At 71.5% G+C, this 26,305-nt stretch carries 16 protein-coding genes; 11 read left to right on the top strand and 5 right to left on the bottom strand.

The genetic code is table 11. The annotated features are described in order from the left end of the window. Position 1: 1 nt before the first annotated feature. Entirely contained in the window at positions 2–1,882 is a 1,881-nt protein-coding gene (locus K8625_RS19070; protein WP_223783495.1) for a serine protease, read from the bottom strand. Between the two features lie 349 nt (positions 1,883–2,231). On the opposite strand from K8625_RS19070, the gene K8625_RS19065 reads away from it, so the two are divergent. Together K8625_RS19065 and K8625_RS19060 are read left to right on the top strand one after the other, a co-directional pair. After that, positions 2,232–6,575: a DEAD/DEAH box helicase gene (locus tag K8625_RS19065; RefSeq protein WP_223783494.1), complete on the top strand. Its 4,344-nt coding sequence runs from the start codon at positions 2,232–2,234 to the stop codon at positions 6,573–6,575. A gap of 69 nt (positions 6,576–6,644) precedes the next feature. After that, positions 6,645–9,227 (top strand): S8 family peptidase, encoded by a 2,583-nt coding sequence (locus K8625_RS19060; protein ID WP_223746091.1) that lies wholly within the window; start codon positions 6,645–6,647, stop codon positions 9,225–9,227. A gap of 27 nt (positions 9,228–9,254) precedes the next feature. On the opposite strand, the gene K8625_RS19055 is transcribed toward K8625_RS19060, so the two are convergent. Beyond that, positions 9,255–9,995 carry a metallophosphoesterase gene (locus K8625_RS19055; protein ID WP_223783493.1) on the bottom strand — a complete coding sequence of 247 codons (741 nt, stop codon included), beginning with the start codon at positions 9,993–9,995 and terminating at the stop codon, positions 9,255–9,257. A gap of 205 nt (positions 9,996–10,200) precedes the next feature. Between K8625_RS19055 and K8625_RS19050 the strand changes: the two genes are divergently transcribed. Then, the gene (locus K8625_RS19050) at positions 10,201–10,791 is read left to right on the top strand and encodes a biliverdin-producing heme oxygenase (RefSeq protein WP_223746093.1); all 591 of its coding nucleotides are present in this window, start codon (positions 10,201–10,203) and stop codon (positions 10,789–10,791) included. A 7-nt stretch (positions 10,792–10,798) separates the two neighbouring features. Here K8625_RS19050 and K8625_RS19045 read toward each other — a convergent pair whose 3' ends face one another. Beyond that, the gene (locus K8625_RS19045) at positions 10,799–11,362 is read right to left on the bottom strand and encodes a DUF420 domain-containing protein (protein WP_074949357.1); all 564 of its coding nucleotides are present in this window, start codon (positions 11,360–11,362) and stop codon (positions 10,799–10,801) included. A 171-nt stretch (positions 11,363–11,533) separates the two neighbouring features. Here K8625_RS19045 and K8625_RS19040 point away from each other — a divergent pair, with 171 nt between their 5' ends. The 6 genes from K8625_RS19040 (at position 11,534) to K8625_RS19015 (ending at position 21,467) form a co-directional block, all read left to right on the top strand. Then, positions 11,534–13,573 (top strand): DUF1585 domain-containing protein, encoded by a 2,040-nt coding sequence (locus tag K8625_RS19040; protein WP_223746094.1) that lies wholly within the window; start codon positions 11,534–11,536, stop codon positions 13,571–13,573. Then, positions 13,573–14,250, top strand: a complete 678-nt coding sequence (locus tag K8625_RS19035) for a hypothetical protein (RefSeq protein WP_141323349.1) — start codon at positions 13,573–13,575, stop codon at positions 14,248–14,250. Before K8625_RS19040 ends, K8625_RS19035 begins: the two co-directional genes overlap by 1 nt. Positions 14,251–14,267: 17 nt before the next feature. Next, the gene (locus tag K8625_RS19030) at positions 14,268–15,665 is read left to right on the top strand and encodes a DUF1501 domain-containing protein (protein ID WP_141323350.1); all 1,398 of its coding nucleotides are present in this window, start codon (positions 14,268–14,270) and stop codon (positions 15,663–15,665) included. A gap of 7 nt (positions 15,666–15,672) precedes the next feature. After that, the gene (locus K8625_RS19025) at positions 15,673–17,238 is read left to right on the top strand and encodes a hypothetical protein (RefSeq protein ID WP_223746096.1); all 1,566 of its coding nucleotides are present in this window, start codon (positions 15,673–15,675) and stop codon (positions 17,236–17,238) included. 29 nt (positions 17,239–17,267) lie between these two features. Beyond that, the gene (locus tag K8625_RS19020; protein WP_223783492.1) at positions 17,268–20,987 is read left to right on the top strand and encodes a VCBS repeat-containing protein; all 3,720 of its coding nucleotides are present in this window, start codon (positions 17,268–17,270) and stop codon (positions 20,985–20,987) included. A 66-nt stretch (positions 20,988–21,053) separates the two neighbouring features. After that, on the top strand, positions 21,054–21,467 hold the full coding sequence (locus tag K8625_RS19015) for a hypothetical protein (RefSeq protein ID WP_046711169.1): 414 nt from the start codon (positions 21,054–21,056) through the stop codon (positions 21,465–21,467). A 10-nt stretch (positions 21,468–21,477) separates the two neighbouring features. Here the strand turns inward: K8625_RS19015 and K8625_RS19010 are convergent, their stop codons facing one another. Both K8625_RS19010 and ligD read right to left on the bottom strand, forming a co-directional pair. After that, positions 21,478–22,422, bottom strand: coding sequence for a DMT family transporter (locus K8625_RS19010; RefSeq protein ID WP_223746098.1), 945 nt, complete (start codon positions 22,420–22,422; stop codon positions 21,478–21,480). Positions 22,423–22,500: 78 nt separating this feature from the next. Next, on the bottom strand, positions 22,501–25,164 hold the full coding sequence (ligD, locus tag K8625_RS19005) for a DNA ligase D (RefSeq protein ID WP_223783491.1): 2,664 nt from the start codon (positions 25,162–25,164) through the stop codon (positions 22,501–22,503). A gap of 202 nt (positions 25,165–25,366) precedes the next feature. On the opposite strand from ligD, the gene K8625_RS19000 reads away from it, so the two are divergent. Continuing rightward, the gene (locus K8625_RS19000) at positions 25,367–25,684 is read left to right on the top strand and encodes a PQ-loop domain-containing transporter (protein WP_141323359.1); all 318 of its coding nucleotides are present in this window, start codon (positions 25,367–25,369) and stop codon (positions 25,682–25,684) included. Between the two features lie 122 nt (positions 25,685–25,806). After that, positions 25,807–26,292, top strand: coding sequence for a ferritin-like domain-containing protein (locus K8625_RS18995; RefSeq protein ID WP_223783490.1), 486 nt, complete (start codon positions 25,807–25,809; stop codon positions 26,290–26,292). Positions 26,293–26,305 lie beyond the last annotated feature (13 nt).

Raw genomic sequence — 26,305 nt, 5'->3', positions numbered from 1 at the left:
ACTACTGCGACTGGCTGCTGTCTCCGAGCGGCGTCACCATGGGGGGCGCGTCCTGGATGGTGCCGGGCTTGATGCGCTGGATGGCGAACTCCGGCAGGGTGGCGAGCAGGTCGGCCATGGAGAGGGCGAGGGCGAACTTGCCCTGGTTCTCCTTCCACTCACCGGCGAAGTGCAGGCCCACGACGACCTTGTCGTCGCGCAGGTCGACGAGCGGCGCGCCGGCGACGCCGACGGTGGTGCTGACATCGCTGCGCAGGGCGCGGACGACCGAGGGCCGGGGCTCCTGGCTCGGGGTGAGCGACACCACGCGGCCGGGCATCAACCGGCGGATGTCGTAGAGGTCGCCCAGCAACGGGCGCAGGAAGTTCTTGGGCAGGTTGCTGCCCTCGGAGGGATAGCCGATGACGTAGACGTACTGGTCCACGTGGGACTTCACCGACTCGGGGTTCCACTCGAGGGTGACGGGCGGGTGGCGCTGCGTGTCGTGCTCGGCCAGCTCGAGCAGGGCGATGGTGCGCGGCGCGGTGGATGACGTGTCGTGGCGGGCGAAGATGACGTGGGTGACCCGGTGGGTCTGCTTCGGGCTGTTGCCATCGTCGTCGAAGGTGAACCGCCAGGTCTCTCCGGTGAGTGGCTGGGGCTCGGGGTGGTCGAGCATCAAGGGGGGGACGTGGTCTCCGACGGTCATGATGACCCGTGGCGCCACGGCGAACGCCGTCAGGTAGGTGGTCTTCCCGTCGGGCTTGGTGATGAAGAGCGAGCCGGTCGCGCGGCTGACGGGGAAGCCGGAGTCCTGACCTGACTTCAGGTGCTGCTGCCAGTTCTCCGGGAGCGGGTCGGAGACGCGGTCGCCCTGCATGCGCAGCGCGGGGCGCACCTGGGCCAGGACCTCGTTCTTGTCCGGAGGCGCCGAGCGCGCGGTGAGCGCCACGCCGGCCTTCTCCGGCTCGGTGGGCTGGCGCGCCATCATCACGTACTGCAGACGGTCGTTCTGCGCCTGGATGAGGTCTTCTTGGGTCTTCTGCTCCGCGGGCAGCAGGTCCAGCAGGTCCGCGCGCAGCAGGTAGACCTCCGCCAGCCGCGTGGAGCCGGCGACCTGTCGGTCGAGGAACGCGCGGAGCTTCTTCACGCTCTCGAGGTTCTCCGCGCTCAGGCCGAGCAGCGTGGCGCTCCGGTCGCGCAGGTCCAGGTACTGGCTCCAGGCCTCGGCCCAGGCGCAGAACTCGGCGCGTGGCACCTTGGACAGCGCCTTGTCGCCGCCCGCGAGCTGGGCCCAGATGAGACCGCACGCGACATGGAACGCGGCCTTGTCCACGTCGGGCTGGCCGGCGATGTCCAGCACCTGTCCGTCGACGTGGCTGCCCTCGGAGCGCAGCGGGCCGCGCGTCCAGCTCGCCAGGGCGCGGATGCCGTTGGGGTGCTTCTCCACGACGCCGGTGAGCTCGTTGGGGGTGCTCACCCTGTCGCGCAGCCAGGAGAGCAGCTCCTTGATGTTGATGCCCTGGACGGTGAGCTCGACGGAGGAGAGGTCGTTCGCCGAGGAGAGCAGGGCGTCCAGGTTGCCGTTCCAGAACGTGGAGTCGGGCAGGGGCGCGATGGTGCCGGCCGGGGTCTCCGACTGGTTCGCGCTCTCACGCCGCTGGTGCTCCACATGGAGCAGGTGCTTGAACGACTGGTGGTGGTAGGCGATCTGCCGCGCGAAGGCCTTGGCCTCCGTGGCCTTGGCCTCACCTGTCTCGAAGAAGTCGAAGCGGCCGATGTACAGACGCTTGTCGACCCAGACCCGCTGCATCTCGGACACGAACAGGGTGACGAGGCCCAGACAGACCACCGTCAACACCGCGGTGTAGAGCAGCTTCGCCACGACATCCGAAATCGCCATGCCTGAAACCTCTGTCGACCGCGCGGCCTGGCGGCTGAAACCCATCCCGAGGAGCCTGAAATGCTAGCGAAGGCGAGGAATCGCTGACAAGGCAGCGCTCCGAGGGAACAGGGCTCCTGTGTCTGTCTTTCCTCGGGGGCTCGGGCCGGATGAGAGTCATTGGGTTGGATGAGGGTTGCAGGACGTGTCGGGTCGTCCGGTGCATGAGGCCTGACACGTCGGCGCGGGCAGCCTGTCCGCCCTCCTGGCGACTACCCGGGCGGAGGGTGTGGGCGTGGGTCCTCCCACGCGGTGCGCGCGTTGACGCCCGCCTGTACCTGTGTTCAGGCTGCCACCTGGAGAGGTGTGCATGGCCCCGCAAATCAGCCTCGACTTCGCCGCCGAGTGCGCGGCCCATCCGGCCCTCGCGAGCTTCCACCCCGTGGTGCGTCGTTGGTTCGCCGAGCGACTGGGCGAGCCCACGCGTCCTCAAATCGAGGGCTGGCCCCTCATCCAGGCTGGGCACGACGTGCTCATTGCCGCCCCCACCGGCTCCGGCAAGACGCTCACCGCGTTCCTCGCCGCGCTCGACTCCCTGTTCCGGCTCGCGCTGGAGGGAGGCCTGGAGGACCGCACCCAGGTGCTCTACGTGTCGCCGCTCAAGGCCCTGGGCAACGACGTGCAGAAGAACCTCCTCCAACCCCTGGAGGAGCTGCTCTCGCGCGCCCGCGGCGAGGGCTACACCCCGCGCGAGCTGCGCGTGCAGGTGCGCAGCGGCGACACGCCCGCGTCCGAGCGCGCGCAGATGGTGCGCCGTCCTCCGCACATCCTCATCACCACGCCGGAGTCGCTCTACCTCTACCTCACCGCCGAGCGCGCCCGCGCCACGCTCAAGGGCGTGCGCACCGTCATCGTGGACGAAATCCACGCGCTCGCCCGCGACAAGCGCGGCAGCCACTTCACGCTGTCCATGGAGCGGCTCAAGGCGCTCACCGAGGTGCGCCCGCAGCTCATCGGCCTGTCCGCCACCCAGAAGCCGCTGGACGCCATCGCCGGCTTCCTCACCGGCGCGAGCCACCGCCCGTGCCGCAAGGTCGAGGTGGGCCACCTGCGCCCGTGGGATTTGACGCTCGAGATTCCGGACGCCGAGCTGTCCTCGCTGGCGACCCACGAGATGTGGGGCCAGGTCTATGACCGGCTCATCGCGCTGACGGCCTCGCATCGCACGACGCTCATCTTCGTCAACACGCGCAAGATGGCCGAGCGCGTGGCGCATGATTTGGGCGAGCGGCTGGGTGAAGGGCTCGTCGCGGCCCACCACGGCAGCATGTCGCGCGAAATCCGGCTGGCCGCCGAGGAGAAGCTCAAGGACGGCCGCCTGCGGGTGATGGTGGCCACCGCGTCGCTGGAGCTCGGTATCGACGTGGGCAACGTGGACCTGGTCGTGCAACTGGGCACCACGAAGGCCATCTCCGTGCTGCTCCAGCGCGTGGGCCGCGCGGGCCACCACAAGGCCGCCATCTCCAAGGGCATCCTGTTCGCGATGACGCGCGACGAGCTGGTGGAGTGCGCCGCGCTGCTCAACGCCGTGCGCGAGGGCGACCTGGACCGGGTCATCATGCCGGAGAAGCCGCTCGACGTACTGGCCCAGCAGGTGGTGGCCGCGTGCGCGTGCGAGGAGTGGGACGAGCGCGCCCTCTTCAGCCTCTTCCAGCGCGCGTACCCGTACCGCGACCTCACCTGGGAGGAGTATCAGGGCGTGCTCGAGGTGCTGTCGGAGGGCATCAGCGACCGCCGCGGCCGCGCGGGCATCCACCTGCACCGCGACCGGGTGAACCAGCGCCTCAAGGGGCGCCGGGGCGTGCGCATCACCGCGCTCACCAACGGCGGCGCCATCCCGGACACCTTCACCTTCAGCGTCACCGCCCAGCCCGAGGGCAAGGTGGTGGGCACGCTGGACGAGGACTTCGCGGTGGAGTCCTCGCCCGGGGACGTGTTCCTGCTGGGCAGCACCGCGTGGCGCATCCAGCGCGTGATGGGCAGCACGGTGATGGTGGAGGACGCGCGAGGCGCCGCGCCCAACGTGCCCTTCTGGCGCGGCGAGGCGCCGGGGCGCACCGACGAGCTGTCGCTCCAGGTGGGGCGGCTGCGCGAGGACCTGCTCGCGCGCGAGGACGCGCAGGCCTTCCTGGAGAAGGAGCTGCGCATGTCCCCGCCCGCGGTGGACGCGCTGCTCGGCTACCTGCGGCTGGGGCGCAAGATGCTGGACGCGCTGCCCAGCCACAACCTCATCGTCGCCGAGCGCTTCTTCGACGAGGCGGGCGGCATGCAGCTCATCATCCACGCGCCCTTCGGCAGCCGCATCAACCGGGCCTGGGGCCTGGCGCTGCGCAAGCGCTTCTGCCGCTCGTTCGACTTCGAGCTCCAGGCGGCGGCGACGGAGGACGGCATCCTCCTGTCGCTGGGCGAGCAGCACTCGTTCCCGCTGTCGGACATCTTCGACTTCCTCCACCCCGAGCACGTGGAGGAGGTGCTGGTGCAGGCGGTGCTCCAGTCGCCGCTGTTCGGCACGCGCTTCCGCTGGGTGGCCACGCGGGCGCTCGCGCTCCACCGGATGATGGGCGGCAAGCGCGTGGCGCCCAACCTCCAGCGCGCGCGCAGCGAGGACCTGCTCGCCGCCGTGTTCCCCGCGCAGGTGGGCTGCCAGGACAACCACGGCGGCGCGGACGTCGAGCTGCCGAACCACCCGCTGGTGAAGCAGACGATGGACGACTGTCTGCACGAGGCCATGGACGTGGAGGGGCTGCGTGAGGTGCTCCGGCGCATGCGCGACGGCCGCATCCGCCTGGAGGCCCGCGACGTGCCGGAGCCGAGCGTCTTCGCGCACGCGATGATTCACAGCCAGCCCTACACGTTCCTGGACGACGCCCCGGCGGAGGAGCGCCGCGTGCGCAACGTGGCCCTGCGCCGCGCCATGCCAGCCGAGGACGCGGCCGCCTTCGGCGCGCTGGACGCCACCGCCATCGCCACGGTGGTGGAGGACGCCGCGCCGCCGATGCGCGACGAGGATGAGCTGCACGACCTGCTCCTCCAGTGGGTGCTGGTGCGGGACAGGGATGTGCCCCGGGGGCTCGCCGAGCCGCTCTTCCAGCAGGGGCGCGTGTCGTGGCTGACGCTCCCCGGCGGGCGCTTCCTGGTCGCGGCCGAGCGGGGCAGCGCGGTGCGCGCGCTGTTCCCGGACGCCATGACCCAGCCGCCGCTCCCGGTGCTGGAGCACGACCGTCCGGTGGAGCGCGAGGCCGCGGTGCTCCAGGTGGTGCGCGGGCGCATGGAGAACGTGGGCCCCGTCACGGTGGCGGAGCTGTCGCGCCTGTGTGAGCTGAGCGAGGACGAGGTCAACGCGGCCATGCATCAGCTGGAGATGCAGGGCACCGTGCTGCGAGGCCGCTTCCGTCCGCTGGAGCAGCCGCTGGCGCCGGGCGAGGCGCCGCCGCTGGAGTGGTGCGACCGGCGCCTGCTCCAGCGCATCCACCGGATGACGGTGGGCCGGCTGCGCCGCGAAATCGAGCCGCTGAGCGCGCGCGACTTCATGCGCTTCCTCTTCCGGTGGCATCACCTGGAGGACGTGGACTCGCTGCGCGGCTCCACGGGCCTGCTCAAGGCGGTGCGCCTGCTCCAGGGCTACGAGGCGCCGGCCTCCGCGTGGGAGCGCTTCCTGCTGCCCGCGCGCATGCGCGGCTACACGCCCGACCTGCTGGAGCGCGCGTGCTACGGCGGCGAGGTGGCCTGGGGCCGGCTGACGATGAAGGAGCCCAAGCCCGTGGCGGGGCCGCGTCGCGGCGCGCCCGTGACGCCGGAGCCGGAGCCCGCCCCCACGCGCTCCAGGGCCTCGCCCACGCGCAACGCGCCGCTCACCTTCGCCCTGCGCGAGGACCTGGAGTGGATGCTCGTCGCGGCCCGGCCCCACGCGGTGCTCGCGGACGGGGACGTGTGGACGCCTCCGGACCTCAGCGTCGCCGCGAAGGACGTGGTGTCGGTGCTGGAGCGCCGGGGCGCGTGCTTCTTCCAGGACCTGGTGTCGCGCGCGCGCCGGCTGCCGGCGGAAATCGAGGACGCGCTGTGGGAGTTGGTGGCTCGCGGCCTGGTGACGGCGGACGCGGTGCAGAACCTGCGCGTGCTCCAGAGCCCCGCGCACCGCAAGCGCCAGAAGCTGCTCCAGCGCGGAGGCCCGGGACGCTGGAGCCTCCTGGCGCCCGCGGAGCCGAAGACGTCGGACGAGGTGATGGACTCGCTGGCGCGCCTGTTCCTCCAGCGCTACGGCATCGTCTGGAGGGATTTGGTGATGCGCGAGGCGCTGGCGCCCACGTGGCGCGAGCTGCTCTTCGTGTACCGGCGCATGGAGGCGCGGGGCGAGGTGCGGGGCGGGCGCTTCGTGGCGGGCTTCGTCGGTGAACAGTTCGCGCTGCCGGAGGCGGTGGACACGGCGCGCGCGGTGCGCCGTCAGCCTCCGTCCGGGGTGCGAATCCAGATTTCGGGAGTGGACCCCCTGAACCTGACGGGTGTGGTGACGCCGGGGCCTCGCGTGCCCGCGCTGCCGGGGAACGTCGTGACGTACATCGACGGTGTCCCCGGAGATGTGAACGCCCTGGCGGATGAGGCCGATGCGAACGTTCGGGAGGACACGGACGACGACGAGGTCGCGCAGGCCAGCTGAGAATGCACGTCCGCGCGAAGGCGCGATGTTAGGGTGCCCCCTTCTGTCCGCGGTGAGGGGGCATCCTGAATGCGTCGTGCATGGCTCGTGGGGTTGTGGCTGCTGCTGTCCGTCAGTGGGTGTGACGAGAGCAAGGGGGGCGGAGGTGCCGACGGTGGCACGGACCCCAACAAGGGCACCGTCACGGGGACGTTGACGCCCTTTCGCAGCAACGAGCAGTCCACGGAGGGCGGCGTCTCGCGCGAGCTGAAGCTGCCCTTCGGCAGGTCGGTGGCGAACCGGCTGGCGGAGCAGATTCGCGAAGCCCGGGCGCAGTCCTCGCGCCGCGCCGCGCTGGAGCAGACGGACCCTGAGCTGCCCATCATCCCCGCGCCGCTGGGGCCGCCGCCGCTCTCGCGCGTCCCGGATGAGGACCCGACCATCCCCGGTGACGTCGTCGTGCGCTTCGAGGAGTCCTCCGTCTCCCCCGAGCGCGTGCTCGCCGCCGCGAAGGTCCCCGGCTATCGCGCCGTGCACAAGGGGCACGCCAGCGAGCACCTGCACCTGGTGGGCTTCGAGGCCGAGGATGGCCACGGGGTGACGGCGGACGAGACGCGGGAGCTGGTGTCGCGGCTCGCCGCGCTGCCCGGGGTGCGCTTCACGGACCGCAACCTGCGGATGCACAAGCTCGCGGTGCCGAACGACAAGGGCTACAGCCTCCAGTGGCACTACGCCGCGCTCAATCTGCCGGCGGCGTGGGACGTGGAGTCGGACGCCACGGGCGTGGTGGTGGCGGTCATCGACACCGGCATCGTCGCGCACCCCGACCTCGACGGCCACGTGGTGCCTGGCTACGACATGATTTCGGACCCGGCCAACGCGGGGGATGGCAACGGGCGTGACGCCAACCCCCAGGACGAGGGCGGCGACATGCCGTCCGGGGGCTCGTCGTGGCACGGCTCGCATGTGGCGGGCACGGTGGCCGCGATGACGAACAACGGCTTCGGCGTGGCGGGTGTGGCCTGGAACGCGCGCATCCTCCCGGTGCGCGTGCTGGGCCGGCAGGGAGGCAGCAGCTTCGACATCGCGGCGGCCATCACCTGGGCCACGGGGGGCGCGGTGCCCGGCATCTCCCAGTCGCCCGCGGTGGCCGCGAAGGTGGTGAACATGAGCCTGGGTGGCACCGCGCCACCGCAGCGGCTCTACCAGGACGCCATCGACGCCGCCGTCGCGCGGGGCGCCACCATCGTCGTGGCCGCGGGCAACGAGAACATGGCCGCCGCCGACAGCACGCCCTGCAACCAGCAGCAGGTCATCTGCGTGGGCGCCACGGGCCTGTCCGGCCGTCGCAGCAGCTACTCCAACTACGGCTCGGGCGTGGACGTGGTGGCCGCGGGCGGAGAGATGGTCGAGGACCTCAATGGCGACGGCTACGCGGACGGCGTGCTCTCCACCGTGCTGGATGACAACCGTCAGCCCGCGTACTCCTTCTCGCAGGGCACCAGCATGGCGTCGCCGCACGTGGCGGGCATCGTGGCGCTGCTGCACGCGCACTCGGGCGGGACGCTCTCGCCCGGACAGGCGGAGAGCATCCTGAAGAGCACCGCCACGCCCGTCGCCGGCTCGCAGTGTCCGGGAGGTTGCGGCGCGGGCCTGGTCAACGCGCAGGCGGCGCTCCGACAGGTCGCCAACACGGACCCGGGCACCGTGCCTCCGAAGCTGAGCGTGTCCACCTCCACGCTGTTCTTCCAGGGGACGGAGACGCAGCACCTCACCCTGAGCAACATCGGCGGGCGTCAGGGCGGCGAGCTGGTGGTGACGGCCTCCGTGGACGGCGCGGCCCGCGCGACGGTGTCGTTCCCCGGAGGCACCACGAAGACGGTGCCGGCGTTCGGCTCGACGTCGTTCGACGTGGCGGTGAACACGGCGGGGCTGGCGGATGGGGACTACCTGGCCACGCTGAACCTGGTGGGCTCGGGCGGAGCGGGCTCGGCCACGGTGGCGCTGAAAATCGCGGTGGGCGCCGCCGCGGGCCGCGACGCCATCATCGCGTTCCTCTGGCAGGACGACCTGACCGGCGAGTGGGAGACGGACCGCGACTCGCTCACCGGCGTCTCGGCCGCGCGGGGCTACGCGTACTCCATCTCGCTGGTGCCCCGGACGTACTACACGCTGGCGACCATCGACGAGGACGACGACGGCAACCTCTTCGAGGACGGGGAGCTCACCGGCTTCTGGCGCAACGTCGACTCGTTGGAGGCCATCGACGTGACGGCCCGCTCGACGACGCGCAACATCGACTTCGCGCTGCTCCCGCTGGCGCCCATCGACGATGACCCGTCGCTCCAGGTGGGCGCGCCGTGCTCGCTCGACTCGGAGTGCGGCGAGGGCCTCTGCAACACGAACTTCCCCGGCGGCTACTGCACGCTCCAGTGCAACTCGACGGCGTGCCCCGCGGGCTCGAAGTGCTACGTCGTGAGCTCGGTGACGGGCCTGAAGAGCTGCCTGGACAGCTGCTCGCGGGAGATTGGCACGGGGCAGGGTGACTGCCGCTCGCAGTACCGCTGCTACAGCGACGGCACCGGCATCGGCGCGTGTCAGCCGAGCTGCCTCGGGACGGGGCTCAGCTGCGCGGCTCCGGCGACCTGTCGCTCCGACGGCTTCTGCCGCTGAGGGCATGAGACGGCGGCGGAAGGGGCCTCAGCTCTTCGCCGCCGCGCGCTCCAGCAGCACCGCGCGGCTGTCCACGTTGAGGACCTGCGTGCCGCTCGGCAGCGTGGCGAGCGGCTCGTCCCAGTGGGCGTGGCCACAGATGACCAGCGAGCCCGGGGCCCTCTCCACGGCCTCGCGGATGACGGGGCTGCCGCGCAGTCGCGTGCCCTCGACGTCCGGCCCCTGATGCAGCACCAGGACGTCCGGCCCGGTGCGCAGCACGTCGACGAGATGGCCCAGGAACTGGGACTCCTCGCGGCGGCCCGGCTTGCCCGGGTGTCCGATGATGCCGCCCACGCCGCCCACCTTCAGCCCGTCGAGCTCCACCACCTCCCCGTCGAGCAGGCTGACGCCGGGGCGCTGCTGGAAGCGCGTCTGCTCCCGCGCGCCGCCGAAGGTGTCGTGGTTGCCGGCCACGCCCACCACCCAGCGGAAGTGGGACGCGAAGGCGAGCCACACCGAGCGCACGTCGCCGGAGGCTCCGCGCACGTTCGCGCCCGGCTCGGAGAAGAGGTCACCGGCCAGCACCACGCCGATGGCGCTCGGAGGCGGCAGCTCGCCCAGCTCCCCCAGGAGCGCCAGCTCGTCGGCGAGCACCTCGCCGAGCAGCGCCACCGCGCCGTCGTGCAGCGCATGGGGCGCGACGCCCTGGAGGTCGGAGAGCACGAGCAGCGCCGAGACGTCCTCGGGCAGCACGTCCACGGTGCCCCGCAGCAGCGGGAAGAACACCGTCTCGGAGCCTCCCCGGGGCGCGGCGGATTGATAAGGCCAGCTTTGACACGGCGTCGGATGAAGCGTCTGGATTCGCATGGCGCCCAGGTCGCCCGTCCCCACGTGTTCCTGACAGGCGCCCCCGGCCGCTGCCCGGGCGGGCGGGCCCACGCCGTGGATTTCGTCGTTCCTTCGGCGCGTCCGTGACGGCATCTTCCCCGCAGTGTCCCTGCCGCAGCGACTGAAGACGGAGACCCGCCCCCATCACGAGCGCGCCGAGTCCGCGGTGCGCCTCCTGGAGCCGGGGCTGACGCTCGATGGCTACCGCCGTCACCTGGAGGCGCTGTACGGCTTCCACCAGCCGGTGGAGGCGCGCCTTCACGAGGTGCTCGCGGAAGAGCTGCCCGCGCTGCACCTGCGCGAGCGCCTGAAGCTGCCGTGGCTGGAGGCGGACCTGCGCGCGCTCGGCCATGACGCGGCGTCGCTCGCGCGGCTGCCCCGCTGTCCCGAGCCGCCGCCGCTCCGCTCGCTGCCCGAGGCGCTCGGGGGCTGCTACGTGCTGGAGGGAGCCACGCTCGGCGGCCAGCTCATCCTGCGTCACCTGCGCCGCCACTTCGAGGGGACCCAGGCGGGCGACTTCGTCTTCTTCCGAGCCTACGGCGACGACGTGGGCCCGAAGTGGCGCGGCTTCACGGAGGTGCTCGCGCGCGCGGCCGACAACACGTCGGAGCTGGACTTCGGGGACCGCGTGGTGAGGGGCGCCCAGGACACCTTCGACGCCTTCGAGCGCTGGCTCCGGCGTGCCCTGGGCTGACCGTGCCTCAGGGCATGGACGGCACGCTGCCGCGCAGCATGAAGAACACCACCACGCCCGTCACCGACACGTACACCCAGATGGGCGCCAGCCACCGTGTCACCTTGCGGTGCCGCGTGAAGTCCTTGCGCCACACGAAGTAGAAGGCCGCGAGCGCCATCGGCACCACGCCCATGGACAGGAGCACGTGGCTGGCCAGGATGCACAGGTACAGCCCGCGGAAGTCGCCCACGTAGCGCGTGTCGCCGTGCACGTAGTGGTACGCGAGGTAGCACACCAGGAACAGCGCGGACGCCGCGAAGGCCGACACCATGAGGTACTGGTGCACCCGCCGCGCGCCCTGCTTGATGGCCACCCACCCGGCGATGAGCAGCGCCGCCGCCGTCGCGTTGAGGCTCGCGTTGACCGCTGGCAGGAAGCGCAGATCCACGCCCTCCACCGTGGCCCCGCGTCGGCCCATCAGAATCCAGCCGATGAACGCCAGGGCCGCCACGGACACGACACCGGTGAAGACATAGAAGGCCCGGTCACTCACCCGGGGCGGAAGCGGAGCGGAGCTGACGTTCGACATGCGCCCTATGTCTCGCGCCCCGTCGAGAGATTCAACCGGCACCCGCGTCTGTCACAGGTTTGTGCCACCTTGTGGGATGAAGGAATCTGCTAGGTCGACTGGATCTCTTATCTGTAATTCTTGCATACTAGGAGACAGTCGCCCCCGACTCCCCCTCCACGGAGGTTCCCCGTGCTCCGCGAGCGTTGCCTTGCCATCCTGGCCGGCGCCGCCTTGTTCCTGGCCCTGCCAGCCTCCGCCGATGAGGCCGCTGTCTGCGCGCCCGTCGCGAAGGTGCGCCCCGAAAGACACCTGCGGCAACTGACGCTCGACCTGCTTGGCCGCCCTCCCACCTGGGACGAATACAAGGCCGTGCAGGAGAAGGGCGCCGTCACGCAGGAGGACATCCGGAAGATGATGGACAGCGAGGGCTTCTACACTCGCATCCGCAACTTCCACCGCGCGTTGATCCGCTCGAACATCAGCGGCAGCGTCAACAACAACGGCAACTCGCGCCTGGGCGGCAACGGCACCACCACTGCCTTCGGCTTCGCGAACAACCCGTCCACGGCGCTGCGCGGTGTGAACGGGCAGTCGTGCAACTCCGACATCGAGCAGAGCGCGTGTCTGACCCAGACGCAGGACCCGCACGCCGCCCCGCTGACGGCCGCGACGCGCACCTCCTGCAATGACGCCATGGGCGTGCCCATGCCGGTCAGCTTCGACTACGACACCAACTTCTACCGCTGCACGGACCTGGCGGCCGCGACCACCAACGCGGTGACGGACTGCTCGCAGCTGACGGCCTCGCCCTCCAGCAACACCTGGGCGAAGTACCGCTACTTCTGTGACAACCGCGGCTCCGGCACGGGCATCAAGCCGTTCCTCTGCCTGCCGGATCCGGCCAAGAACACCACCTCCGCGCTGACGGTGGAGACGAAGGACGCCAACGGCTACGTCATCTCCTTCGACCACCCGAACCCCGACTCCAAGCCCAGCCTGACGACGCTCAAGCGCTGCACGCTGGACCTGAACCTCAACAACAACATCAAGGGCGCGTACGCCCCGGTGCGTGGCTGCATCCAGCGCGAGGGCTTCGTGAACCGGCCCGCCGGCTACTGGGCCCCGGAGGGCGCGCCCGCGACGGTGAAGGTGTGCGCCATCGAGGCGCAGGAGCGCGTGGAGAACCCCTGGACGCGCGAGTCCTGCGAGGCGGCCCGCTTCGCCAATGACCGCAGCTGCGGGTGCGGCGTGGGCATGCGCCGCTGCGAGGTGCCGGCCATCGGCAACACGACGGACCCCCTGTACGTGCGCAACGTCTACGACTCGCGCGTGGCCGCCTTCAACGAGGAGCCGCTGCGCATCGCCGACTCGGTCATCCGCAACGACGAGCCCTACTACAACATCCTCACCACCCGCCGCTCGTTCGTGAACGGCCCCATGTCGGAGCTGTACCGCCAGCGCCAGGGCGTGGGCGTGTTCAACGTCACCGCGCCCGCGCCGCTGGAGGCCATCCCCGCCGTCGCCTACACGGACTCGGCCACGTGGCAGCCCTACACGCGCGATGCGTCGCACTCCGGCATCCTGACGACGCCCGCGTTCCTGTACCGCTTCCCCACGCACCGCGCCCGCGTGTCGGAGTTCTACGAGGCCTTCCTCTGCAAGACCTTCGTGCCCGCCTCGGACGGCAACCTGCCGGCGCCCGAGGACGCGTGCAACCGCGAGAACAACCTGGCCAAGCGCTGCGGCTGCAACTACTGCCACGCCACCATCGAGCCCACCGGCGCCCACTGGGGCCGCTACGGCGAGCGCACCGCGCAGTTCCTCTCCCCGGACCAGTTCCCGCGGCTGGACCCGAAGTGCCGCGACTGCGCCATCGCCGGCGACACCAACTGCGGCGGCGAGTGCTCGCAGTACGTGATGCAGGCCTACGACGGCGATGGCGCCAGCAGCCTGGGCATGCTCAAGACGTACCTGTACCGCACCGCGGACGAGGAGCAGAACATCGAGGCGGGCCCGCGCCTGCTGGTGGAGCGGATGTTCCAGTCGGGTGAGCTGGAGCGCTGCACGGTGAAGCGCGTGTGGAACGAGTTCCTGGGCCGGCCGATGTCGGCGGAGGAGCAGCGGATGTACCTGGCGCCGCTGGCCAGCGAGTTCGCGAAGAATGGCCACCGCTTCAAGGCGCTCATCGAGCGCGTGGTGACGACCGACGCCTACCGGAGGATCGACTGATGCGCCGCTGGCTCCTGACCGCCGCGCTGCTCGCGCTGAGCGCGGGCTGCACCAAGTCCCCCGACGAGAAGTCCGGTCCCACCGAGGACGGGACGCTCGAGCCCATCGCCAACCCCCACCAGCCCGGGGACTTCGACCCGCTGCCGGACCCGGAGGCCCAGGGCGGCAGCGTGGGCCGCGCCCCGCGCCGGCTCACCGTCGCCCAGCTGGACGCCGCCATCCTGGAGGCCGTGGGCCGCCGCTGGGTGAACGGCGGAGACGGCATCGACGCGCGCGCCTCGTCGCTGGGCCGCGCCGACTACGCGCTCGTCAACAGCGAGAACACCGAGCCCAACCTGGTGTTCGCCAAGTTCCTGGAGGACGGCGCGCGCTTCGTGTGCATCGGCCAGGCGAACGACGAGCTGAAGCTGGCGGACGCCTCCAAGCGCACGCTGTCGCGCACGCTGCCCGACGTCTGGGGGGATTTGCGCAAGCTGACGGACGCCCAGGTGCGTGAGTTCCTCGTCTACAACTCCCTGCGCTTCTGGGGCGCGCCCCTGGAGGGCGAGGAGCTGGACAAGTGGGCCACGTTCTTCACCCAGGCCGCGGCCCGGGCGGAGACGGCCAAGCGGCGCTCGGACGTGCTGGCGGTGATGTGCATCGCCATGCTGACCGACACGCGGTTCATCACCTACTGAAGCGCGGAGTGACTTCGATGAAGAAGAATCGCCTCGACGAGAACCACCGTCCCGAGCGCCGCACCTTCCTCAAGGCCGCCGCCGGCTTCATGGGCTCCACCCTGCTGGGCGGACTGCCCTTCCGCTCCTTCGCCCAGGCCGCCGCGCTGGCCCCGGCGGACCGCTGCTTCGTCTTCGTGTACTTCAACGGCGGCTGGGACCAGCTGCTCGCCTTCGACCCGAAGGACCCGGAGGAGTTCACCGCGGACCGCGCCGCGGAGACGCGCATCCTCCCCGGCTACAACCTCATCAACGACTCGCGCTTCTCCTCCATCCCCCTGCGCCCGGACATCGCCGGCAAGGGCCGCTCGAACATCGACTTCGGGCCGGCGGTGGGGCGGCTGGCGGACCACTACGATTTGATGACGGTGGTGCGCGGCATCAACATGAACACGCTGGGTCACGAGGTGGGTTACCGCTACTTCCTCACCGGGAAGATGCCCATCGGCAGCGCGGCGCGCGGCTCCTCCACCGCGACGGAAATCGTGGGGCAGATGAAGCCCCGCGTGCCCATCTCCAACATCGCGTTCAACGTGGAGTCGTACAACGACCGCTACCCCGGCTACGCCAACGCGCTGCGCGTCAGCCGCAAGGACGACCTGCTGCTCACGCTCAAGCCCAGCTCGCAGCTGCTGGACAGCGAAATCGAGAAGCAGCTGGTGGACTTCCGGGGCCAGCCCATCAACTGCGAGCAGGCCGCCTACGGCGCGCGCGGCGTGGGCACCACGTACCAGAACAGCCGCGACCAGATGCAGCAGGTGATGACGCAGCAGCTGGAGTCGTCGTTCCGCTTCGAGCTGAACAACGACGACATGGCCGCGGTGCGCCAGCGCTACGGCCTGGACCAGAGCGGCCGCTACGACAACGAGGCGGGCCGCGCCGCCATGGTGGGCACCGCGCTCAAGAAGGGCATCGCCCAGTGCGTCACCATCAACCTCACCGGCGGCCTGGACACGCACTTCGGCACCCAGCTCACCCACGCGAACAACCAGCGCCGCGGCTTCGACGCGCTGGCCAGCCTGGTGGATGACCTGCGCGCGTCCCAGCACCCCTCGGGCGGGACGTTCATGGACCACACCACCATCATGGTGTTCTCCGAGTTCTCCCGCACGCCGCTCATCAACAGCTCCGGCGGCCGCGACCACCACATCTCGAACTCGTGCATGGTCATGGGCGCCGGCGTGAAGCACAACTACGTCTTCGGCAAGAGCGGCGACATCGGCATGGCCCCGGGCACGTTCGACTTGCGCACCGGCGCCGCCAACCCCAACGGCGAGAACATCCTGCCCGAGCACGTCATCGCCACGGTGCTGGCCTCGGCGGGCCTGGACTACAGCATCACCCGTGTGGAGCCCCTCCGTCCCATCCTCGCCTGAAAGCCGCATGCGCACCCATCCCCGAGCCCCCCGGGACCTGGCCCAGGGGCGGTCCTCCGCCCCCGGCCTCCTTCGCCTCCTCCCTCTCTGCGCCGCCGTCCTCGTCGCCGCGTGCGGCGAGGACTCACTCCCGCTGGACAGGCCCCGGCCCGTCTCGTTCCGGCCCACCGAGGTCCGGGCGAAGACGGCGTTGGCGTCCGCCCCGGGCTTCGCGGACCAGTCCGGTGGCGGCATCTTCGCCAACACCAGCGGCAAGGTGGTGCGCCTGCGGCTGGACGGCTCGCTCGGCGCGCTGGAGCCCCACCCGGGCAACAGCGCCCAGCCGGGCACGGTGAACGCCGTGTTCCGGATGGGGCCGCACAGCGCGCTCGTCGAGGCGCAGAACGGCCTGTTCCTCGCCGAGTCCGGCTGGCTCATCTCCCCGCCGTGGCGTGACGCGCTGGGGCTGGGCATCAGCGCGACGACGCAGGCCGCCGACGGCGCGGTGTGGCTGGCGCATCCCACCGGCCTGTTCCAGCTGCGCGACGGCACGCTGTCCGCCCTGAAGGTGAAGGGCGAGGCGCTCACCGGCATCACCGCGCTGGCGGCGGCGCCGACGGCGGAGGGCTCGGCGGGCGTGTGGTTCCTGCGCGGCGGCAAGCTGTACGTCGCCGTGGCCACCAGCCTGGTGCACTTCGACGTGCGCGAGGAGGGGGCGCCGCTGGCGGAGGGTGAAGAGGTGCAGTCGCTCGCCGGCCTGGGGCCGGGGCTGGGCACGGCGGGTGAGCTGTGGCTGCTCACCAGCCAGGGCCTCCTGCGCCGCCCGAAGGAGGGCTGGCGTCGGGTGACGCTGCCGCAGCGGCCCGCGCAGCTGCTCGCGTCGGGGCGCTTCTTGTGGGTGAAGTCGAGCGACGCGCTGCTGCTGTACGACGCGGACGCGAACGAGTGGGGCCTGGCGCAGGGCATCGACACGCGCGAGTTCCGCTTCCTGTCCGCGGACGAGAGCGGCTGCGCGTGGGTGCAGCTGGGCGGCGAGACGGTGGCGGTGAGCAGGTCCCCCGCGCCGCGCGTGACGGGGCTGCACCAGGGCATGCAGGTGGTGGAGGACGGCCTGGTGGTGCGCGCGGTGATGCCCGCGGGCGTGGACCCGGAGGAGGTCGTCTTCCAGCTCGGCGGCGCGGAGTTCCGCGCGCAGGGCGAGGGCCCCGTGTACAGCCTGGGGGGCACCGAGGACGACGGCACGCCCAAGGCGTACTCGTTCGCGGGCCTGCCCGCCGGCCGTCTGGCCCTGGGCGTGGTGGCGCGCTTCCTGGATGGCACCGAGGCGAAGCGGCTGGTGCCCTTCGACTACCAGCCGGTGAGCACCGCGGTGCTGAGCTGGGCGACGGACATCCAGCCCATCCACGTGTCGCGCTGCGAGAAGTGCCACATCACCGGCCCCGGCCGGGCGCTCAACACGTACGAGCTGTGGAAGGAGAACGCGGCGCTGATCACCGCCGCGGTGAGAGACCAGCGCATGCCCGCCGACGGGCCGCTGGACCCGCAGCTCATCTCCCTCATCCAGCGCTGGGCCGCGTCCGGCGCGAAGCCCTAGTCGTCCCGCCTTACCCCCGAGGCACCCCCATGATTCGATTTCCTCGCGCGGCTCCCCTGCTCGCGCTCCTCGTGACGGCCTGCTCCGACGACCTGGACCCCGCACGTGAGAACGAGCCGCCTCCGGAGGTGGACCGGTGCACGGGGCTGTCGCCCGTGAGCCTCCGCGCCGAGCCCTCGCGGGTGCGCGTGGGGGCCCCCGTGGCGCTGGTGGCCACCGGCGGCAGCGGCCAGTACCGCTACACGCTGCAGGACGGAGGCTCGTCGGGTGAGCTGCGCGGCAACCGCTTCATCGCGGGGCACACGCCGGGCAGCGACACGCTGGTGGTGGAGGACGCGCGCTGTCCCGGTGACGCGCGCGCCACGGTGGACGTCATCGCCGCGTTCGACATCGCGCCCGGGCGCGCGGACGTGCGCCCGGGCGTGTCCTTCCAGGTGGCGACGCAGGGCCTGCTGGGCACGGCCACCTACAGCCTGAAGCAGAACCGCTCTGGCGCCACGCTGACGCCGGAGGGCCGCTACACCGCGGGCGCGAACGAGGGCCTGGACCTGGTCTCCGTGCGCGACTCGCAGACGGGCGACGAGGTGGAGCTGCAGTACACCGTGAGCAGGACGGCGCGGCTGGCCGGCGCGCCCGCGTACCTGGCGGTGCCCTCGGGCTCGTCCGTGCCGCTGTTCACGCGGGGCGGCAGTGACAGGGTGGTGTGGAGCAAGGTGTCCGGGCCGGGGACGCTCGCGGCCGGGCGCATCGGCTTCCTCTCGGGCGACACGGGCGCGGCGCTGCTGGAGGCCTCCGACCCGTTCACCGGTGACAAGGCGTCCGTCACGGTGGTGGTGCTGGACGAGCTGACGCGGCCGGGCCTGGCGCACGGACGGCTCACCGACGCGGCCACGATGGTGACGGCGGACTTCGACGGCGACGGCGTGCTGGACCTCGCCGTGGGCCAGCGTGAGAGTGACCTGGGCCGGCCCACCGGCGGCGCCGTCTTCATCTACAAGGGCGGCAACGGCGGGTTGGACCCGCAGCCCTTGTGGGTGCTGACGGGCGACACGGACACGGCGCAGTTTGGTGACGCGCTGGCCGCGGGTGATTTGGACGGCGACGGGCGCGCGGAGCTGGTGGTGTCCTCGCCGGGCGCGGACGTGGCGGTGAGCAACGCGGGCGCGGTGTACCTCTACACCTTCAAGGGCGGGGCCCCGGCGCCGCTGCGCCTGCAACTGGCGGGGCTGCTGCGCGACGCGGCCTTCGGCGCGGGCATGGCCGTGGCGGACATGGATGGGGACGGCAAGGTGGACCTGGTGGTGGGCTCGCCCGTCGGAGACCTGGCGCCCACCAACGCCATCCGCGCGCGTGGCACCGTGGACATCTACCTCTCCTCGGCGAGCGCCCCGGTGCCGGACCTGCCCTCGATTCGCCTGGGGGGCTCGGACCTGACGAAGGACGGAGCGCCCATGGCGCGCACGGGCTCGGACATGGGCCGCGCGCTGGTGACGGCGGACTTCAACAAGGACGGGCGGCTGGACCTCGCCGCGCTGAGCAAGGTGTCTCGCTACAACGCGGAGGGCGCGGTCTCCGGCACGCAGGTGGCCATCTCCGTCTTCTTCGCGCGCTCGGAGGGCATCCGCTTCCGGGCGACCCCGGACGTGTACGTGCTGCCCGCCAACCTCGCGGACTCGAACGAGGGCACGTGGCGGCTGGGCGCCATCCCCGGTGATGACACGCGCCCGCCGCTGCTGATGGCGGTGGCGGACCGCGCGGACTCGCCGGACCTGAGCGCCAGCGGCGGCAACCGCGCGGCCAGCGACGCGGGTGGCGCGCTGCTGTTCGACCTGAGCACCCACGCGCCCACGGGTGACCCCGCGGCCACGCCGCCGCAGGTGAAGCGCGAGGAGGCCTTCGCGCGCATCTACGGCGAGTCGGGCGGCATCGTCGCGGGGCGCAGCTTCGCGGTGCTCGACGTGGACGGCGTGCCGGGGCCGGAGCTGCTCCTGGGCGCCCCCTACGCACAGCCCGGCACGGGCGCCACCGCGCTGCGCTTCGGTGGCAAGGTGCTGGCGTACCCGCTGGCCACGCTGACGAAGGGCGCGGTCATCAACAAGCCGCTGCTGTCGCTCAACGGCACGGCCCGGTCCGACACGCTGGGCGCGGGCCTGGCGGTGTGGAAGCTGCCGGAGGGGGACTCGCTGGCGGCCTTCGCAGGACGCGCGTCGTCGGAGGCGGGCGCGTACACCGGCCGCGTGGAGCTGTTCCGCCGGGGTGGCGCGTCGCTGACGGAGTGGGCGCGCACGCATTCCTATGTCCCCGCGCGGCCCAGCGTGGAGCGCGTGGGTGAGCAGGTGGCGGTGACGACGGGCGCCTCGGGCGCGCTGGCGCTCCTGGGCGCGCCGGGGTGGTCCGGCGCGGGCGCCAATGGAGATGGTGACGCGCTCTCCATCGGCCGCGCGTATGTGCGGCCGGTGGCGCGTACGGGGGATGCGACGGTGGCCGCGGAGGGCGCGCCGTCCCCGCATACGGCGGGCCGCTCGGTGGGCGCGGACGTGGCCTTCACCGACTTCAACAAGGATGGCCGCCCGGACCTGGTGGTGGGCGCCACGGGCCTCATCGTCCCGGCGAGCACCAGCGCGGAGCACGCGGCGCAGTACCACACGACGCGCGCCGAGTGCCTCACCACGGGCAGCCAGTCCGTGGGCGGCGTGCTGGTGTCGCTCGGGCAGGCGGACGGCAGCTACAAGCCCGCGTACCGCATGTGGGCGCCGCTGCAGATTGCCGGCTGCACGCCGGAGACGGACGCGAAGTGCAAGCGCTCGGCGCTGGGGCGTGGGCTGGTGGGCGGCTTCGACTTCAACAACGACGGGTTCGAGGACGTGGGCGTGCTGCGAGACCGCGGCATGGAGGTGTTCCTGGGCCGCGCGCCGGACGACGCCGGGCTGAGCAAGCTCACCATGGTCTGCGACCCCGTCTACACCTGGCCCTCCATGGCGCTGCAGACCAGCGCGCTCACGTCGCTGGGCGACATCGACGGCGACACGTGTGACGACCTGGCGTGGCGCTACGCGGAGGGCACCCGCTCGGGCGTGGCCATCCTCCTGGGCTACGGCGCGAAGTGCTCGCGCACCACGGCCACGGTGTGGCGCATCGCCGCGGACAGCGAGGTGCAGCTCAACAACCAGGGCCTGGGGCTCGCCATCGCTCGCGCGGGCAAGGTCCTGGGCAACGCGGGCGGTGGTGGAGACGCGCGCGACTTCCTGGCCATCAGCGCCACGTCCGTGCCCTTCAACGGCACCACCCAGCCGGTGGTGCTGCTCGTCGACATCGCCACGCTCCGGGCGGAGATGGCCAAGCCCGAGCACGTGGCCTCGGGCGTGGTGGGCCTCTTCGGTGACGGGCTCAGCCCCATCGTCCTGGTGCACAAGTCGCGCGCGGTGGGCTTCGGCACGTCGCTGGCGGGCAACGTGGACCTGTCGGGCGACAAGGTGCCGGACCTCGTCGTGGGCGCGCCGGGCGCCTCCGAGGCCTCGGATGGCGGCGGCGCCGTGTTCATCTACGCGGGCGGCCCCGGCATGCAGGGCGCGCTGTCGCCCTTCCTCCTCGTCGCCGGGGATGGCTCCGAGCGAAGCCAGATTGGTCAGGATGTCGCGCTGACGCCGGGTAACCAGACTACGCCGCCCACGCTGGTCATCGGCGCGCCGCGCAGCTTCCGGACGGGCACGCAGAACGGGACGGCGTTCTCGCTGCCGCTGCGCTTCTAGCGGCGGGCCAGTGGGAAGCGGAGGCCGTCGGTCCTATCCTGGGCCCGGCCTCTTCGCGGGAGTCGCATGGCAAGGGATTGGGAGCAGGAGTGGAGCCACGGCGCGCAGCGTGCGTGGTTGGAAGCGCCGGACATCCTGTGGGCGCGCTTCCGGGGCGCCATCACCGAGGACACGTCGCGCTGGTCCTGTGGCCTGTACCAGTCGCTGTCCGCCGAGGGGCGCTTCTACCTGGCGGCGGACATCGCCGACTCGCAGCTGAGCCCGGAGTCGCGCCGCTACCTGGTGGAGCACGCGAAGGCGGACTGGTTCCTGGGCATCGTCTACGTGGGCGCGGCGCTGGAGCAGAAGGCCACCACCAAGAGCCTGATGGTGGGCTCCATGCTCACCGGTGGGCGTCCGCTGGACGTGCGCTACGTGGACACGCTCGACGAGGCGCGCGCGTGGATTCAGGAGCACCGTGCGCTGAACGCGTCGCGGTGAGCGAGTGCCCTCAGCCCCGGGCCTGTTCGTCGGGCCGGGGCGGGGACTGCTGGGGCAGCGCGTTGGCCAGGGCCGCGCTCCCGAGGATGAGCGAGCCGCCCACGACGAGCGACAGCGTGAGCGGCTCGCCGAGGAACGCGACGCCCAGCACCACCGCCACCAGCGTGTCGAGCAGCGCCATGATGCCCAGCGCGGTGAGGGAGATGCGCGGCAGGAGCCAGTAGAGGCACAGGTAGGTGAACGCGGTGCCGAAGATGGCCAGGTAGAGCACCGCTCCCACGGCGCGCGGCGTCCACGTCACGGCGGCGTTCGACTCCAGCAGGAACGAGAGCGCGAGCAGGGGCGCGGCGCTGCTGAGCGCCTGTCCGAAGACGAGCACGCGCGGAGGCACGTGCGCCATGTGGCGACGGACGAGCACGTTGGCCACGGCGATGAGGACCACGGAGAAGAGCGTCATCCCCACGCCCAGCAGCATCTTGCCGGACAGCGCCATCCCCTGGATGTCGGAGGACTGGAGCAGCACCACGCCCGCCACGCCCAGGCCCGCGGCCAGGAGCTTGCCGGGGGTGAGGGGTTGGTCCGGCAGGAGGAGGCGGCCGACGAACAGCAGCCACACGGGGAAGGTGGAGAACAGCAGCGCGGCCCAGCTGGACGGAATCCACTGCTGCGCGAAGAAGAGCAGGGTGAAGGGCGCCGCGAGCTGGAGCAGGCCCAGCGCGGCGATGCGTCCGCCGGTGCGCAGATCCACCTGTCCCGCGGCGCGGGCGAAGGGCAGCAGGACGAGCCCCGCCACCAGCATGCGCGTGCCGAGGAAGCGCAAGGGGGGCAGGTCCTCCAGGCCCACCTTCACCACGGACCAGGTGGAGCCCCAGAGCAGGAAGCAGGTGCAGTAGGCGAGGGCGACCTTCAGACGGCTCGCGGGCTTCACGGGGCCGGAGGCGACAGCGGAGTCCATGGTGGCGTCGCCCCATAACACCGGCCCCGACGTCATGCACGGTGTGTCGCGAAGGGGAGCGGCGAGCGGCCGGGCGTGTCAGTCCGGCAGCCGCTGCGGATGCTTCAACGCGGGGGCGAACAGGTCCCCCACCTGGTCCAGGCGCTTCTTGAGCGTGCGGAGGTTGAAGCGCGCGGGGTCGAGGCGTCGGGTGACCTCGCTCCACTTCAGGGGCGCGGAGAAGGGGGCGCCCTCCTTGGCCCGGAGGGAGTAGGGCGCGACGACCGTCTTGCCGCGCGCGTTCTGTCCCGCGTCCAGGTACAGCCGGCCCTTGCGCGCGCGGATGCCACGCACCGTGGTGGCCAGCTCACCCAGTCGCGCCTCCAGCGCATGGGCCAGCGCGTCCGCGTGGGCCTGGACCTTCGCGTACGTGTGTCCGGGGGCCAGGGGAATCATGACGTGCAGGCCGCGCTTGCCGGAGGTCTTGGGATAGCTGTCGAGGCCCTGCTCCTCGAGCAGTCCGCGCAGCGCGAGCGCCACCGTCACCACGTCGGACCAGCCGCCCTTGCCCGGGTCCAGGTCCATGGCCAGGAAGTCGGGCTGCGAGAGCCTGGGCGCGCGGCTCAGCCACATGTGGAGCGTGAGCGCGGATTGGTTGGCGAGCCACAGCAGGGGCTCCTCGCCGTTCACGTTCACGTGGCGCAGCGTCTTGTCCAGGTGTCGCACGCGCTGGGTGGGCACCCACTCGGGGATGCCCGACAGCTCGTGTCGGAAGAAGCCCGGCGCCTGGATTCCCGCGGGCCACTGCTGCACGGAGATGGGGCGGTCCTCGAGGACGGGGACCATCAAGGGCGCGACCTCTCGGTAGTACTCGAAGACATCCGCCTTCGTCAGGCCGGCCTCCGGGAAGAGCACGCGGTCCCCGTGCGTCAGCGTGGCGTGCCCGTCGCGCGATGTGGGCGGGGAGGTGCGCGCGGCCTGGGCGCGCGGTGCGCTGAGCGAGCCCGTCGAGTGACGTTGTCGTGAGCCGCCAGCGGAGGCCGTGCGCCGCGAAGCGCCACGCACGGGCGCGGCGGCGCGACGCTGTCTTGTGCCAGCCGCCGTGGAGGTCTCATCCGAGGTCTTCCGTGCCCCTCGCGAGGCAGGCGCGGGACGCTCACGGACCACCTCCGTCGGAGCCTTGTCGATGCGCAGCCCCTGGTACACGGGTTGGCGCAGCCGGCCGTCCTCGGTCCACTCGCTGAAGTTCACCTGCGCCACGTGCCGGGGCTTCACCCACACCGCGCCCTTGCGCGGCTTCGCGTCCACGGCCGCGGGCTTGCGCACCACGTCCTCGTCGAGCAGCCGCCGCAGCTCGCGCCGGTCCTTCGACGTGAAGCCCGTGCCGACCTTGCCCACGTCGTGGAAGCCGTCCTCGCGATGCACCCCGACGAGCAGCGCGCCGAGCTCCGTCCTGGAGCGCTCGTTCTGGATGGGCAGGTACCCGAGGATGACCACCTCCTGTCCCGCCACCACCTTGAGCTTGAGCCAGTCGCCCGAGCGCGTGTCCACGTACGTGGAGCCTCGCCGCTTCGCGATGAGCCCCTCCCAGTCCTTCCTGCGCGCCTGGTCCAGCGCGCGCTTCATCGGAAGCTCGATGCGCTCCGAGAGCTGAAGCGGGAGCCGCGCGTGCTTCATCACCCGCTCCAGCCGCGCCCGTCGCTCCTCCAACGGCAGGCCGCGCAGGTCCTCACCGTCGAGCCACGGGATGTCGAACACCACGAAGCGCTGCTCCACGCCCTCCAAGCCCTGCTGGAGCAGTTGGAAGCGCGAGCGGCCCTTCGCATCCAGCGCGACGATTTCGCCGTCCAGCACCACGTCCTTCACGCGCAGCCCGCGCAGGGCCTCGGCGAGCGCGGGGAAGCGCTTCGACAGGTCATTGCCCCGCCTGCTCCGCAGCGCGAGCTTGCCGCCCACGAGCGCCGCCAGCGCGCGGAAGCCGTCGTACTTCACCTCGTAGACGTGCGTCGCGTCGGTGACCTCCTCCGGCACCGACAGTCGCGCCAGCATGGGCGCGCCCAATCGCTCCAGCAGCTTCGCCGGCGTGCGAGGTGTCGCCAGCGCACGAGGCTTGCGCTGCTTCGTGGACGTGGTCGTGACCTCCCGCGCGCGCGACGCGGGCCGCTTCCTCGCGCCCCGCTTCACCGGGCCCCGCGTCTGGACCTGTCCGCTCTTCACCGACTCGGGCCGCTCCGTGGTGATGTCGAGCGAGGGGTCCGCCGTCTCGTCGTTCGCCTTGAAGAGCAGCCACTGCGGCTTCTTCGCGCTCCCCCGGAGCCGGGTGCGGATGAGGTGCCAGCGCCCCCGCAGCTTCTCGCCCTGCAGCTCGACGTGGAGCCGCCCGTGCTCGCGCTGCGCGTGGGCCTGTCCCGGAGGGACCGTGTCGAACGTGCCCCGGTCCCAGAGCAGGGAGTCCCCACCGCCGTAGGCATCGTCGGGGATGTGTCCCTCGAAGTCGGCGTACGCGAGGGGATGGTCCTCGGTCTCCACCGCGAGCCGCTTGTCACCCGGGTCGTAGCTGGGCCCCTTGGGCACGGCCCAGCTCGCCAGCGCGCCATCGACCTGCAGACGCAAGTCGTAGTGGAGGCTGGTGGCATCGTGCTTGTGCACCACGAAGACAGGCGCGCCGTCCGAGGAGGCCGGCGCCTCCGGAGCGGGCTCCGGGGTGCGGCGGAAGTCCCGCTTGCGGCGGTAGGTCTGGAGTCGTGTGCGTGCGCGGTTCACGACTCAACGGTCGGCATCCAGGAAGCCCATCGCAATGTCGACCGCGCCGTCCCGCGTCGAGCGCCCGCGTCACCTGCATCCGAGCGGGCGACCCGACAAGCCCCGGCCACGTCGCCTGGACAGCGGGGTCTCCATGAGCCTCCGAGGAATGCGCAGCTGTCGCCGTGCCCGCACATGCGCATCTGTACGCGGGAGGCGCTGCATGGGCATCGAGGCGGTGGGGTGGTTCAGTTCCTTCATCTTGTTGCTGACGTTGGGGACGCAGATCCACAAGCAGTGGAAGACCGGCTCCAGTGAGGGCGTCTCGCAGTGGCTCTTCCTGGGGCAGATCACCGCCTCCGTGGGCTTCACCACCTACAGCGTGCTGGTGGGCAACTGGGTCTTCGTGGTGACCAACGCGCTGATTCTGCTGAGCGCCCTGGTCGGCGAGCTCATCGTGCTCAAGCACCGCCGCGCCGAGCGTCGGGGCGCCCGCGGCGAGGGCTCGCTGCCGCTGCGCCCCGCGCATCCCCGCTCCTGAACCCACCTCCAGGCCGCCTGCCCGGTGTCGGAGCGGCCGGGCCGAGGCACTGGGGGACGGGTTGGCTCGTGGGAAGAGGCTTCTCACATTGCCTGCGGTCCCTAGGCTTGGAGGATGTCGACATGGCCGAGAAGTCCGAGGTGGCACGCCTGCGCAGCCTTGCGCAGCTCGACGCGGACGCGGTGGGCGCCTATGACGCGGCGCTCGCGCGCATCCCGGAGCCGCTGGTGCGTGAGCGGCTCGCCGAGTTCCGTGCCGACCACGTGCGCCATGTCCGGGAGCTCAACGGCTTCATCCACCACTTCGGAGGCGCGCCGCTGGACCTGAAGCCCGACTTGAAGGGCGCGGCGATGAAGGGCCTGACGGCGATGTCCAGCCTGATGGGCACCGAGGCCGCGCTGGTGGCGATGCTCGGCAACGAGGAGTACTCGAACCGCTCCTACGACGTGGCCCTGCGCTTCGACTGGAGCCCCGATGTGCGCCTGCTCATCGAGCGACACCGCGAGGACGAGCGCCGTCACATCCTGTGGATCCGCGAGGCCGTCCGGACCCGCCCCTGGGAGAAGGAGCGCGCCCCGCTGCACGAGGGCTCCGAGGTCCAGGCCTGACCCGGGGCCCGCA

This window comes from Myxococcus sp. AS-1-15 (assembly GCF_020037055.1).
In the GTDB taxonomy this organism is placed as follows: Bacteria; Myxococcota; Myxococcia; order Myxococcales; family Myxococcaceae; genus Myxococcus; species Myxococcus fulvus.
Note: the sequence above shows the minus strand (reverse complement) of the source record. Positions and strands in the feature narration are given on the sequence as shown.

Bases quoted from the DNA above. Each gene is read 5' to 3' on its own strand.
- K8625_RS19070 (WP_223783495.1), bottom strand. From the start codon at position 1,882: ATGGCGATTTCGGATGTCGTGGCGAAGCTGCTCTACACCGCGGTGTTG.
- K8625_RS19065 (WP_223783494.1), top strand. From the start codon at position 2,232: ATGGCCCCGCAAATCAGCCTCGACTTCGCCGCCGAGTGCGCGGCCCAT.
- K8625_RS19060 (WP_223746091.1), top strand. From the start codon at position 6,645: ATGCGTCGTGCATGGCTCGTGGGGTTGTGGCTGCTGCTGTCCGTCAGT.
- K8625_RS19045 (WP_074949357.1), bottom strand. From the start codon at position 11,362: ATGTCGAACGTCAGCTCCGCTCCGCTTCCGCCCCGGGTGAGTGACCGG.
- K8625_RS19035 (WP_141323349.1), top strand. From the start codon at position 13,573: ATGCGCCGCTGGCTCCTGACCGCCGCGCTGCTCGCGCTGAGCGCGGGC.
- K8625_RS19030 (WP_141323350.1), top strand. From the start codon at position 14,268: ATGAAGAAGAATCGCCTCGACGAGAACCACCGTCCCGAGCGCCGCACC.
- K8625_RS19025 (WP_223746096.1), top strand. From the start codon at position 15,673: ATGCGCACCCATCCCCGAGCCCCCCGGGACCTGGCCCAGGGGCGGTCC.
- K8625_RS19020 (WP_223783492.1), top strand. From the start codon at position 17,268: ATGATTCGATTTCCTCGCGCGGCTCCCCTGCTCGCGCTCCTCGTGACG.
- K8625_RS19015 (WP_046711169.1), top strand. From the start codon at position 21,054: ATGGCAAGGGATTGGGAGCAGGAGTGGAGCCACGGCGCGCAGCGTGCG.
- K8625_RS19010 (WP_223746098.1), bottom strand. From the start codon at position 22,422: ATGGACTCCGCTGTCGCCTCCGGCCCCGTGAAGCCCGCGAGCCGTCTG.
- K8625_RS19000 (WP_141323359.1), top strand. From the start codon at position 25,367: ATGGGCATCGAGGCGGTGGGGTGGTTCAGTTCCTTCATCTTGTTGCTG.
- K8625_RS18995 (WP_223783490.1), top strand. From the start codon at position 25,807: ATGGCCGAGAAGTCCGAGGTGGCACGCCTGCGCAGCCTTGCGCAGCTC.